Source organism: Pseudomonas spartinae (assembly GCF_965197125.1).
Taxonomy (GTDB): domain Bacteria; phylum Pseudomonadota; class Gammaproteobacteria; order Pseudomonadales; family Pseudomonadaceae; genus Aquipseudomonas; species Aquipseudomonas composti_A.
This window is the reverse complement of the sequence record NZ_CBDAMB010000001.1, coordinates 19,769-32,328: the sequence shown is the minus strand read 5'-3', so window position 1 is coordinate 32,328 and position 12,560 is coordinate 19,769. Positions and strand designations below refer to the sequence as shown.

The window sequence follows — 12,560 nt, the reverse complement described above, 5'->3', positions numbered from 1 at the left end:
GCGCGAGTCAGTCGCGGCCGAGGCTGGGACGTTTCGGGTGATATTGCCAACCCGGAACCAGGTACTGCATGGCCATGGCGTCGTCACGCGCGCCGCTTGCCACCTTCTTGTAAAGCTCGTGAGCGGCCATGATCCGCTCCATGTCCGGCTCGATACCGAGGCCGGGCCTGTCGGCAACCTGTACCTGGCCAGCGCTGATCTGCAGCGGCTCGCGGGTCAGGCGCTCTTCGCCTTCCTGCCAGATCCAGTGGGTGTCGATGGCCGTGACGCGGCCCGGTACGGCAGCGGCGGCATGGGTGAACATGGCCAGGGAAATGTCGAAATGGTTGTTCGAATGCGAACCCCAGGTCAGGCCGAATTCTTCGCACACCTGGCCGAGGCGCACGGCGCCCTGCATGGTCCAGAAGTGTGGGTCGGCCAGCGGAATGTCGACGGCTTCCAGGCGCAGCGAGTGGCCCATCTGCCGCCAGTCGGTGGCGACCATGTTGGTAGCGGTGGGAATGCCGGTGGCGCGCTTGAACTCGGCCATCACCTCGCGGCCCGAGTAGCCGTTTTCCGGGCCGCAGGGGTCTTCGGCGTAGGCCAATACATGACCTTGGCCCTGGCACAGGGCGATAGCCTCGTCCAGCGACCAGGCGCCATTGGGGTCGAGGGTGACGCGCGCATTGGGGAAGCGCGCCTTGATTGCACGGATCGCGTCCATTTCCTCGGCACCGCGCATCACGCCGCCCTTGAGCTTGAAGTCGTTGAAGCCATAGCGCGCATGCGCGGCTTCGGCCAGGCGAGCGATGGCCGCGGGCGTCAGCGCGGCCTGGTGGCGCAGGTGATACCAGTCATCGTGCGAGCCCTTGCCGGCGAGGTAGGGTAGGTCGGTACGCTGGCGCTCACCTATATAGAAGAGGTAAGCGAGCATCGGCACGCTGTCGCGCTGCTGGCCGCTGCCGAGCAGTTCGGCCACCGGCACGTCGAGATGCTGGCCGAGCAGGTCGAGCAGGGCGGCTTCGACCGCAGTGATCACGTTGTCCAGGCGCAGGTTGATTTCGTGCGGTTGCTTGAGCACCCGTGCTTCGGATTCGGACGTGACCTGATGCTGGGTGGTCTGTGGCCCCTTGGCCGGCCCCGCGATGGCCTGGCGCAGGCGATTGAGCACGTGGTTGTAGCGGCCGACCGATTGGCCGATCACCAGCTCGCGACAGCGCTCCAACGCCTGGCGGATACCTTCGCCACCAGGGACTTCGCCACAACCGGTGCGGCCTGCATTGTCCTTGAGCAGCACCAGGTTGCGGGTGAAGTAGGGGGCATGGGCGCCGCACAGGTTGAGCAGCATGCTGTCATGTCCGGCGACCGGGATGACTTGCATGTCGACTATCTGAGGGGTGTTGGACATCTTGGCAGGGGCTCCGGACTTGGTGCGGCCCTCGGCCGCAATGGCGAAGGGACGGTTCAGCCGTGCACCGGGATCAGCAGGCGATCCAGGCGGCAGCAGACAAGAGCGGGGGCGAAGCCGGCAACGAAGCTCGCGCAAGCGGCGTTGTCCTGACCAAAGCTGGCAACGCGGCAATGCAGTACGCGGCGAGAGCAGGTGGTGGCAGTGAAGGTCTGTGACATGACCTGGGCCTCGTTTGTTTTTATTGGAATGTCATAGGTTGTCGTATGACTTGGTGAAATTAGTACCAGCCTGTTCCTGGCCTGTCAACGCCGCTCATGAATGATGATGATTGCGCTGGCATATTTTCTGGCGTCATGATGGGGCCTGCTCTACGCTGAGCTTTGGCGCTGCGGGGTGGTTTTGCGGGCGGGCTTGGCCGCAGCGAAAAGACTGCGACGAACGGACGATAGAAAAACTGGTGTTTTTTTTGTTGTTGTACGATAACGTATCTCTACAGCTGCGGCTGACGCCATTCCTCACAACTCGCTTTACAGGGTGTTCGCATAATGAATCCACAAGAACTTAAGTCCATCCTCTCCTCTGGTCTGCTGTCTTTCCCGGTGACCGACTTCGATGCTGCCGGTGATTTCAACCCGGCGGGCTACGTGCGCCGTCTCGAGTGGCTGGCGCCTTATGGTGCTTCCGCCCTGTTCGCCGCCGGTGGTACTGGCGAGTTCTTCTCCCTGGCGCCGGACGAGTACAGCGCCGTGATCAAGACCGCCGTAGATACCTGCGAGAAGTCCGTACCTATCCTGGCCGGCGTGGGTGGCCCGACCCGCGTTGCCATCCAGATGGCACAGGAAGCCGAGCGCCTCGGCGCCAAGGGCCTGCTGCTGCTGCCGCACTACCTGACCGAAGCCTCGCAGGACGGTGTTGCCGCTCACGTCGAGCAGGTGTGCAAGTCGGTGAACATCGGCGTGGTGATCTACAACCGTAACGTCTGCCGCCTCAACGCCAACCTGCTGGAGCAACTGGCCGAGCGTTGCCCGAACCTGATCGGCTACAAGGACGGCCTGGGTGACATCGAGCTGATGGTGTCGATCCGTCGCCGCCTGGGCGAGCGCCTGACCTACCTCGGCGGCCTGCCGACCGCCGAAGTCTATGCCGCTGCCTACAGGGCGCTGGGTGTACCGGTGTATTCCTCCGCCGTGTTCAACTTCATCCCGAAAACCGCCATGGCGTTCTACCGCGCCATCGCTGCGGAAGATCACGCCACCGTTGGCAAGCTGATCGACGATTTCTTCCTGCCGTACCTGGACATCCGCAACCGCAAGGCCGGTTATGCGGTGAGCATCGTCAAGGCCGGCGCCAAGATCGTCGGTTACGATGCCGGCCCGGTACGTGCACCGCTGACCGATCTGCTGCCGGACGAATACGAAGCCCTGGCCAAGCTGATCGAAGCCCAAGGCGCGCAGTAACAGCGCAGATAGCCGCTCGCCTCGGCGAGCGGCGCAGTCGCGCCCCGGCAGGCCGGGCGCGACATGGTTGCACCATTGTCGAACCCGCATAAGAACAACAGGGTAACGCTCATGACTTCACAGAATCCTGCCGCTGTCGGCACTCCGCTGATCACCGAGCTGCAAGTCGTGCCGGTCGCCGGCCACGACAGCATGCTGCTCAACCTGAGCGGTGCCCACGGCCCTTACTTCACCCGCAACATCCTCATTCTCAAGGACAGCGCCGGCCACGTCGGTGTCGGCGAAGTCCCCGGCGGCGAGGGCATTCGCCAGACCCTCGAAGACGCCCGCTCGATTCTCGTCGGCCAGCCGGTCGGCAATTACAACGCGCTGCTCAACCAGGTGCGCCGTGCCTTCGCCGACCGCGATTCCGGCGGCCGTGGCCTGCAGACCTTCGACCTGCGCATCACCATCCATGCCGTCACCGCGCTGGAGTCGGCGCTGCTCGATTTGCTCGGCCAGCACCTCGGTGTGCCGGTGGCGGCCCTGCTTGGCGAAGGCCAGCAGCGCGATGCGGTGGAAATGCTCGGCTATCTGTTCTTCGTCGGTGACAAGGACAAGACCGATCTCGGCTACCGCGATGAGCGCGACGCCGACGACACCTGGGAGCGTGTGCGCAATCAGACCGCGTTGACCCCGGAAACCATCGTCCGCCAGGCCGAGGCCGCGCATGCGCGCTATGGCTTCAACGACTTCAAACTCAAGGGCGGTGTGCTGCATGGTGAGGCCGAGGTCGAGGCGATTCGTGCCCTGGCTGCGCGTTTCCCGAATGCCCGCGTGACCCTCGACCCCAATGGCGGTTGGTCGCTGGATCAGGCCATCGCCCTGTGCCGCGACCTGCATGGTGTACTGGCCTATGCCGAAGACCCGTGCGGCGCCGAGAACGGCTACAGCGGCCGTGAGGTGATGGCCGAGTTCCGCCGCGCCACCGGCCTGCCGACCGCGACCAACATGATCGCCACCGACTGGCGGCAGATGGGCCACACCATTTCCCTGCAATCGGTGGACATCCCGCTGGCCGATCCGCACTTCTGGACCATGGCCGGCTCCGTGCGCGTGGCGCAGATGTGCAACGACTGGGGCCTGACGTGGGGCTCGCACTCGAACAACCACTTCGACATTTCCCTGGCCATGTTCACCCATGTCGCCGCCGCAGCGCCGGGGCGAGTCACCGCCATCGACACCCACTGGATCTGGCAGGACGGTCAGTACCTGACGCGCAACCCGCTGCGCATCGAAGGTGGCCTGGTGCAGGTGCCGAAGACGCCGGGGCTCGGCGTCGAGTTGGACTGGGACGCGCTGGCCAAGGCGCACGAGCTGTACCAGGCCAAGGGCCTGGGCGCGCGTGACGATGCGATTGCCATGCAGTACCTGATCCCTGGTTGGACCTTCAATAACAAGAAGCCCTGCCTGGTACGGTGATCCAGCGGCCCGGTGCTGTGCATCGGGCCTGTCGTTTCCATACGTGAGTCTTACCGATGCCGGACGCCAAACCAGGTCGGGTGCGCTACCGCATTCTGCTGATGCTGTTTCTGGTCACCACCATCACCTTCGCCGATCGCTCCAGTCTCTCCGTCGCCGGTTCGGCGATGCAGGCCGGCCTGGGCATCGACGCGGTGACGCTCGGCTACATCTTCTCGGCGTTCGGCTGGGCCTATGTGATCGGGCAGATTCCCGGCGGTTGGCTGTTCGACCGCTTCGGCACCAAGCCGGTGTATACCCTGGCGCTGTTCATCTGGTCGACGCTGACTCTGCTGCAGGGCTTCGTCGGCTGGCTGCCGGGCACCTGGGCGGTGACCTCGATGTTCCTCCTGCGCTTGCTGGTGGGCTTTGCCAGTGCGCCGTGCTTTCCCGGCAATGCGCGGATCACCGCTTCCTGGTTTCCCACGTCCGAGCGCGCCACCGCCACGGCCATCTCCAGCTCGGCGCAGTACGCCGCCACAGCGCTGTTCGCGCCGCTGATGGGCTGGGTGGTGCAGACGATGGGCTGGCAAGCGGTGTTCATCGTGCTCGGTTGTCTCGGCCTGGCGCTGTCGCTCGTCTGGCTCAAGCAACTGCACGGCCCGCGTCAGCACCCGCGCATCGGCGCGTCCGAACTGGCGCACCTGGAACAGGGCGGGGCGTTGATCGACCTGGAAGGGCAGCGCGGTGGTAGCGGCGGTTCGCAGTGGCGTTACCTGGGGCTGCTGCTGCGCCAGCGCACCATGATCGGCATCTACCTTGGCCAGTACTGCAACAACGCCATTACCTACTTCTTTCTCACCTGGTTCCCCGTGTATCTGGTGCAGGCGCGCGGCATGAGCATTCTCGGCGCCGGTTTCGCCGCTGCGCTGCCGGCCATCAGTGGCTGCATCGGTGGTGTGCTCGGCGGGCTGCTGTCCGACGGCATGTTGCGTCGCGGCCATTCGCTGACCCTGGCGCGCAAGCTGCCGATGGTGCTCGGCCTGCTGCTGTCGAGCGCGGTGGTGCTGTGCATCTTCGTCGACAGTGATACGGCCGTGGTGGCGCTGATGGCCCTGGCCTTCTTCGGCAAGGGCCTCGGTTCGCTGGGCTGGACGCTGGTGGCCGACACCTCGCCACGGCAGATCCTCGGCCTGTCTGGGGGGCTGTTCAACACCTTTGGCAATCTGGCGGCAGTGACCACGCCGATCATCATTGGCTACCTGGTCAGCCATAGCGGTTCTTTCGATGGGGCATTGGTCTACGTTGGCCTCAATGCCCTGCTGGCGGTGGTCAGCTTCGGTCTGATCGTCGGCCAAATTCGCAGGGTCGAACTGGGCGAGGGCCCCTCTGGCGCCTCGTCCGGCTCGGCATCCTGAACGCATGACAGGAGCAAGCAGCATGCAGTTGATTCCCCATCAGGATTCGCCCCGTTACATTCGCCTGCACCCGAGCGACAACGTCGGCGTGGTGGTCAATGACCAGGGCGTGGCCGCAGGTGGCCAGTTCGACGACGGCCTGACGGCTATTGAAGGCATTCCACAGAGTCACAAGGTAGCGCTGCTCGACATCGCCGAAGGTGGTGAGGTGGTGCGTTATGGCGAGGTGATCGGCTATGCGCTCACCCCTATCGCCGCCGGCAGCTGGGTCACCGAACAGGTGCTGCGCATGCCCGAACCGCCGGTGCTGGACAACCTGCCCAAGGCGACCATCCAGGCCGCGCCGGGCGAGCCGCTGGACGGCTACAGCTTCGAAGGCTTCCGCAACCCGGACGGCAGCGTCGGCACACGTAACATCCTCGGTGTGACCACCACCGTGCAGTGCGTGGTCGGCGTGCTCGATCATGTGGTCGAGCGCGTGCGCAAGGAAGTGCTGCCCAACTACCCCAACGTCGATGACGTGGTGGCGTTGTCGCACAGCTACGGCTGCGGCGTGGCGATCAACGCGCCGGACGCCGTGGTGCCGATTCGCACCCTGTACAACATCAGCCGCAACCCCAACCTCGGCGGCCAGGCGCTGGTGATCAGCCTCGGTTGCGAGAAGCTGCAGGCCAGCCAGTTGATGGATGGCGATCAGCTCACCAACGGCATGGACGAGGAAGACTGGCTGTTCCGCCTGCAGGATTCCGGCACCGGTTTCAGCGGCATGGTCGAGCAGATCATGGGCATGATCGAGGCGCGCCTGAAGGTGCTCGATCAGCGCCGCCGCGAGACCGTGCCGGCCTCCGAACTGGTGGTCGGCATGCAGTGCGGCGGCAGCGACGCCTTCTCCGGTATTACCGCGAACCCGGCGCTCGGCGTGGCTGCCGACCTGCTGGTACGCGCCGGCGCCACGGTGATGTTCTCCGAGAACACCGAGGTGCGTGACGGTATTCACCTGCTCACACCGCGCACCGCCAGCGTCGAAGTCGCCGACGCACTGATCCGCGAGATGGACTGGTACGACCGCTACCTGCAGCGCGGCATGGCCGACCGCAGCGCCAACACCACGCCGGGCAACAAGAAGGGCGGGCTGAACAACATCGTCGAAAAGGCCATGGGCTCCATCGCCAAGTCCGGCAACAGCGCCATCGCGGGGGTGGTCGCGCCGGGCGAGCGCATTCGTGGCAAGGGCCTGTGGTTCTGCGCCACACCGGCCAGCGACTTCATCTGCGGCACCTTGCAACTGGCGGCGGGCATGAACCTGCACATCTTCACCACCGGTCGTGGCACGCCTTATGGCCTGTCCATGGTGCCGGTGATCAAGGTGGCCACACGTACCCAGCTGGCCGAACGCTGGCCGGATCTGATCGACGTCGATGCCGGGCAAATCGTTTCCGGGCGCATGACGCTGGAGCAAATGGGCTGGCACATCTTCCAGCTCTACTTGGACGTGGCCAGCGGGCGCAAGCAGACCTGCGCCGAGCACCTGCGCCTGCACAACGATCTGGTGCTGTTCAACCCGGCGCCGGTGACCTGAGATGAGTGGCCTTTCCGATGATCTGCTCCAGGCATTGCGCGAGGTGGTCGGCGAGGCTGGCCTGATCCTTGATGCCGAGCGTATGCAGAGCTACCTGAGCGACTGGCGCGGCGCCTACCGCGGACAGGCGGCGGCGGTGCTGCGCCCGGGCTCGACCGAAGAAGTGGCGGCGGTAGTGCGCCTGTGCGCGCAGGCCAGCGTGGCGCTGGTGCCGCAGGGCGGCAACACCGGTCTGTGCGGCGGCTCGATCCCCGACGATTCCGCTGCGCAGATCGTGCTGTCGCTGACACGCATGAAACGCATCCGCGCAGTGGACGTGGGCAATGAAACCATCACCGTCGAAGCCGGGGTGATCCTGCAACAGCTGCAGGAGGCCGCCGCCGAGGTAGGGCGATTGTTCCCGCTGTCGCTGGGCGCCGAGGGCAGTTGCACGGTCGGCGGCAACCTGGCGACCAATGCCGGTGGCACCGCGGTGCTGCGCTACGGCAATATGCGCGAGCTGACCCTGGGCCTGGAAGTGGTGCTGCCCGATGGGCGCATCTGGGACGGTCTGCGCGGGCTGCGCAAGGACAACACGGGCTATGACCTCAAGCACCTGTTCATCGGCAGCGAAGGCACCCTGGGCATCATCACCGCCGCCGTGCTCAAGTTGTTCCCTGCGGTGCGCAGCCTGACCACTTCCTGGGTGGCGCTGCCCAGCCCGCAGGCATCCGTCGAGCTTATCGGGCAGATGCGCAGCCTTTGCGGCGAGCGATTGACCGGCTTCGAGCTGATGTCGCGACAGAGCGTCGAGTTCGTCCTGCGTCATGTCGCCGGTGTCAGCGACCCGTTCGCCGAGGTGCATCCTTGGTACGTGCTGATCGAGCTGAGCGACACCCAACCCAACGCGCCGTTGAACGAATTGCTGGAAGAGGGCCTCGGTGCCGCCTTCGAACAAGGCGTGGCGCTGGATGCAGTGGTCGCTGCCAGCGACGCGCAGGTGCGCGCCTTGTGGGCGCTGCGTGAGGGTATTTCCGAAGCGCAGAACCACGAGGGGCCGAGCCTCAAACACGACATCAGCGTGCCGGTCAGCCGTATTCCGGACTTTATCGCGCGTACCGATCAGGCGTTGCAACAGGCGTTTCCCGGTGTGCGCATCGTCGCCTACGGACACGTCGGCGACGGCAACCTGCACTACAACATCAGCAAACCGGTTGGCGCCGAGGACGCGTCGTTCAAGGCGCAGGCCGAGGCGATCATGCGGGTGATCTACGACTCGACCCTGCACGATGCCGGTAGCATCAGCGCCGAACATGGCCTGGGCCAGTCCAAGCGCCTGGCCGCGCAACAGTACAAGGCGCCGCTGGAGCTGGAGCTGATGGCGCGCATCAAGCAGGCGCTGGATCCGGCCGGGCTGATGAATCCGGGCAAAATGCTGTAAATGGCACAACCTAAACAGGAGGCCTCATGAGCAAACCCAAGGTGCTGCAGATCGGCCCGCTGAGCGAGCGCTTCAATCGCGAGCTGGCCGAAGAATACGAGGTCAGTGCGCTGTGGCAACAGGCCGAGCCGCTGGCGTTCCTGCGTGAGCGGGGCGAGCAGTTCATCTACATGGTGTCCTCGGCACGTTTCGGCTGCACGGCCGATCAGCTCGCGCTGCTGCCCAACCTGCGCGCCATCTGCAGTTTCGGTGTGGGCTACGACCCCTATCCGCTGGAGTTGCTGCGCGACCGTGGCATTGCCCTCAGCACCACGCCGGATGTGCTCAACGACTGCGTAGCCGACCTGGCCATGGGCCTGATGATCGACAGCGCGCGGCGCCTGTCCGAGGCCGATCGCTTCGTGCGCGGCGGCGCCTGGAACAGCACCACGGGCTTCCCGCTGGCGCGTCGGGTCAGTGGCAAGCGCCTGGGCATCGTCGGCCTCGGCCGCATCGGCGAGGCGGTGGCGCTGCGCGCCTCCGGGTTCGCCATGCCGGTGCGTTACCACAATCGCCGTGCGGTCGAGGGCAGCCCTTACCAGCATGAGCCGGATCTGCTGGCGCTGGCGCGCTGGGCGGATTTTCTGGTGCTGACCTGTCCGGGTGGCAAGGCTACTCATCACCTGATCAACGCCGAGGTGCTCGAAGCGCTCGGGCCTGATGGCTTTCTGATCAACGTGGCGCGTGGCTCGGTGGTCGATGAAGCGGCGCTGATCACTGCACTTGAGCAGAAGATGATCGGCGGCGCCGGGCTGGACGTCTTCGAACGCGAACCCCAGGTGCCGGCTGCATTGCGCGAGCTGGACAATGTGGTGCTGCTGCCGCACGTTGGCAGCGCCAGCGTCGAGACCCGTCAGCAGATGGCCGAACTGGTGCTGGACAACCTGCGCGCCTTTATCGCCACCGGCAAGCTGCTGACGCCGCTCTGAGTCCCCACGGAATATGGCCGGGCGGGGTTCGCCGTCCGGTCTATCGTCACAGCGTCACAAGCGCTGCGAACGTTTCTTACCTCACCTGCAGCATCCCCGGCGCACCACAAGTGCGCCGTTTTTTCTGCTGTGCGCTGATGTCGCTGGCACAAGCCCTGTAAACTGCAGCGTTTTCCGCAGGCAAGGGGCGATCCAGCGTGCAGCCGATCATTTCCATCGCGCAATTGAACAAGATCTATGCCTCGGGCCACCCGGCCCTGCAGGGCATCGACCTGGAGATTCGCCAGGGCGAGATCTTCGCCTTGCTCGGCCCCAACGGCGCCGGCAAGACCACCCTGATCAGCATCATCTGCGGCATCGTCAATCCGGGCGAGGGCCAGGTGCTGGTAGCGGGGCACGACATCGTCCGCGACTACCGCGCGGCCCGCTCGCAGATCGGCCTGGTGCCGCAGGAGCTGGTCAGCGACGTGTTCGAAACCGTCTGGGCCACGGTCAAGTTCAGCCGTGGCCTGTTCGGCAAGAAGCCCGATCCGGCCTACCTGGAGCAACTGCTCAAGGACCTGTCGCTGTGGGACAAGCGCAATGCCAAGATCATGGAACTGTCCGGTGGCATGAAACGCCGGGTGATGATCGCCAAGGCGCTCTCCCATGAGCCGCAGATCCTCTTTCTCGACGAACCCACGGCCGGCGTCGACGTAGAGCTGCGCCGCGACATGTGGAACATGGTGCGGCGCCTGCGCGAGCGCGGCGTGACCATCATCCTCACCACCCACTACATCGAAGAGGCCGAGGAAATGGCCGACCGCATCGGGGTAATCAGCCAGGGTCGCATCATCCTGGTGGAGGACAAGCAGGTGCTGATGCACAAGCTGGGCAAGAAGCAGCTGACCCTGCAATTGCAGCAGCCGTTGTCCTGCGTGCCGGCCGAGTTGGCGCGCTATGGGCTGGAGCTGGCCGATCAGGGCCATGCCCTGGTGTTCACCTTCGATGCCCAGCACGAGAACACCGGCATCGCCGAGTTGCTGCGTGATCTCGCTCAGCACGGCATCGACTTCAAGGACCTGCAGTCGAGCCAGAGTTCGCTGGAGGAGATTTTCGTGTCCCTGCTCAAGGAGTCGCGCGCATGAACCTGTACGCCATCAAGGCCATCTACCTGTTCGAGCTGGCGCGCACCTGGCGCACCCTGTTGCAGAGCATCGCCACCCCGGTGATCAGCACCTCGCTGTACTTCGTGGTGTTCGGCTCGGCCATCGGTTCGAGCATGACCCAGGTGCAGGGCGTGAGCTACGGCGCCTTCATCATCCCCGGCCTGATCATGCTGGCGCTGCTCACCGAAAGCATCTCCAACGCCTCGTTCGGCATCTACATGCCCAAGTACTCCGGGAGCATCTACGAGATTCTTTCCGCGCCGGTGTCCTATCTGGAGATTCTGATCGGCTATGTCGGCGCGGCAGCCACCAAGTCGGTGATTCTCGGTCTGATCATCCTGCTCACGGCGAGGCTGTTCGTCGATTTCGAGATTCAGCATCCGCTGTGGATGGCGGCGTTCCTGGTGCTGACGGCGCTGACCTTCAGCCTGTTCGGCTTCATCATCGGCGTGTGGGCCGATGGCTGGGAGAAGCTGCAGATCGTCCCGGCGCTGATCGTCACGCCGCTGACTTTCCTCGGCGGCGCCTTCTATTCGATCAGCATGCTGCCGCCGGCCTGGCAGACGGTGACCCTGTTCAACCCGGTGGTGTACCTGATCAGCGCCTTCCGCTGGAGTTTCTACGGCGTGTCCGACGTCAACGTTGGCGTCAGCCTGGCGATGGTGCTGGGCTTTCTGGCGCTGTGCATCCTGCTGGTGGGCTGGATCTTCAAGACCGGTTACCGGCTCAAGAGCTGAGGCATGGCGTAGGGTGGATGTCGCTTTTTACATCCACCGCCGCGCGGATCGACAAGGCGTGCCCCGCCTTGGGGCTAGTCTGTTCGTGAGCGCTTTTGCTCGTAGCACCCTATAAGCTCGGTCACGAGCACGCCATTGATTTTCATGCCCTCCACGTTCGCATCGGTGATCTCGACATTGGCCAGGTTGAGATGGCTGAGCGTGACGCCAGACATGTTGATGTTGCTAAATGTTGAGTGGCTTAGATCGATGTCTTCGAACGAGCTGTTCGACAAGTTGACGTCATGGAATCTGGCCGATTGCAAATTGCAGTCTTTGAACTGGGCATTCTTCAACACTGCCCAGAAATGCGCGTCGGACAGGTCAACGCCGTTGAATTTTGCTGCAGTCATATCTGACTGTGTGAAAGTGAAGCCTTTGAATGTCGAGTCTGGAAACGGGTGATTGTTTTCGCTCATGATCCTCTCCGCAAATCAAAAGTAACTTCCTTGGTTGGGTGGCGGGTTGTACCGCCCTGCGGACCGGTAGAAAGCGCTTCAGCGGCGACCCGTTTCGAGCTGTCGCGGCTAAAGCCCCTCCCACAGAATCAGCCTTGCTCATTTCACTCGCAGTTCACACTCGAAGGTTTCTGCCGGCGGCACATTCGGCTCCCAGGGTTGCTGGTAGGTCAGCAGCAGGCGGCCTTCGCCCGGCTCGCGCGCGCTGAAGCGCCAGGTGGAGATGCCGCCAGCGCCCACCAGTCCGGCGTCTTCTGGATTGCTGTAGACCTCCGGGCCGAGGCTTTGCAGGACAGTCTCCGCGCCGTCGCGAACCTCCCAGCGAAAGCCGGTGGTGGGGTTGCTGGGCAGGCTGAGGATCAGTTGCTGGCCCTTGTTCAGCGTCAGCGGGCACTGCCGGTCCTTCTTCAATTCCAGCGTGCCGGATTGATGAGCGCAGGCCGTAAGCAGGGCCAGGGCGGGCAGGGTGAGCAGGCGCAAGGTGGCGTGCATGAGAAACTCCAGTC

12 protein-coding genes are annotated in these 12,560 nt (G+C 64.2%); 8 read left to right on the top strand and 4 right to left on the bottom strand.

Going from position 1 to position 12,560, the window contains the following annotated elements; all coding sequences use genetic code 11:
* Positions 1-7: 7 nt before the first annotated feature.
* Positions 8-1,387 carry an enolase C-terminal domain-like protein gene (locus tag ACN8M7_RS00170; RefSeq protein ID WP_061241893.1) on the bottom strand — a complete coding sequence of 460 codons (1,380 nt, stop codon included), beginning with the start codon at positions 1,385-1,387 and terminating at the stop codon, positions 8-10.
* Positions 1,388-1,443: 56 nt separating this feature from the next.
* Positions 1,444-1,608 carry a hypothetical protein gene (locus ACN8M7_RS00165; protein ID WP_490259366.1) on the bottom strand — a complete coding sequence of 55 codons (165 nt, stop codon included), beginning with the start codon at positions 1,606-1,608 and terminating at the stop codon, positions 1,444-1,446.
* Positions 1,609-1,935: 327 nt separating this feature from the next.
* Between ACN8M7_RS00165 and kdgD the strand changes: the two genes are divergently transcribed.
* The 8 genes from kdgD (at position 1,936) to ACN8M7_RS00125 (ending at position 11,557) form a co-directional block, all read left to right on the top strand.
* Positions 1,936-2,847, top strand: a complete 912-nt coding sequence (kdgD, locus tag ACN8M7_RS00160; protein ID WP_061241891.1) for a 5-dehydro-4-deoxyglucarate dehydratase — start codon at positions 1,936-1,938, stop codon at positions 2,845-2,847.
* A 111-nt stretch (positions 2,848-2,958) separates the two neighbouring features.
* Positions 2,959-4,308 carry a glucarate dehydratase gene (gene gudD, locus ACN8M7_RS00155; protein ID WP_061241889.1) on the top strand — a complete coding sequence of 450 codons (1,350 nt, stop codon included), beginning with the start codon at positions 2,959-2,961 and terminating at the stop codon, positions 4,306-4,308.
* A gap of 56 nt (positions 4,309-4,364) precedes the next feature.
* Positions 4,365-5,705: an MFS transporter gene (locus ACN8M7_RS00150; RefSeq protein WP_490259365.1), complete on the top strand. Its 1,341-nt coding sequence runs from the start codon at positions 4,365-4,367 to the stop codon at positions 5,703-5,705.
* 22 nt (positions 5,706-5,727) lie between these two features.
* Entirely contained in the window at positions 5,728-7,284 is a 1,557-nt protein-coding gene (gene garD, locus ACN8M7_RS00145; protein WP_490259364.1) for a galactarate dehydratase, read from the top strand.
* 1 nt (position 7,285) lies between these two features.
* Entirely contained in the window at positions 7,286-8,704 is a 1,419-nt protein-coding gene (locus tag ACN8M7_RS00140; RefSeq protein WP_490259363.1) for an FAD-binding oxidoreductase, read from the top strand.
* Positions 8,705-8,730: 26 nt separating this feature from the next.
* Positions 8,731-9,672 (top strand): 2-hydroxyacid dehydrogenase, encoded by a 942-nt coding sequence (locus tag ACN8M7_RS00135; protein WP_490259362.1) that lies wholly within the window; start codon positions 8,731-8,733, stop codon positions 9,670-9,672.
* A 197-nt stretch (positions 9,673-9,869) separates the two neighbouring features.
* Positions 9,870-10,799 carry an ABC transporter ATP-binding protein gene (locus ACN8M7_RS00130; protein WP_061241879.1) on the top strand — a complete coding sequence of 310 codons (930 nt, stop codon included), beginning with the start codon at positions 9,870-9,872 and terminating at the stop codon, positions 10,797-10,799.
* On the top strand, positions 10,796-11,557 hold the full coding sequence (locus ACN8M7_RS00125) for an ABC transporter permease (RefSeq protein WP_090433913.1): 762 nt from the start codon (positions 10,796-10,798) through the stop codon (positions 11,555-11,557). Before ACN8M7_RS00130 ends, ACN8M7_RS00125 begins: the two co-directional genes overlap by 4 nt.
* A 74-nt stretch (positions 11,558-11,631) precedes the next feature.
* On the opposite strand, the gene ACN8M7_RS00120 is transcribed toward ACN8M7_RS00125, so the two are convergent.
* Positions 11,632-12,015, bottom strand: a complete 384-nt coding sequence (locus tag ACN8M7_RS00120) for a pentapeptide repeat-containing protein (protein WP_490259361.1) — start codon at positions 12,013-12,015, stop codon at positions 11,632-11,634.
* A gap of 138 nt (positions 12,016-12,153) precedes the next feature.
* Entirely contained in the window at positions 12,154-12,546 is a 393-nt protein-coding gene (locus ACN8M7_RS00115) for a protease inhibitor I42 family protein (RefSeq protein WP_061241874.1), read from the bottom strand.
* Positions 12,547-12,560 lie beyond the last annotated feature (14 nt).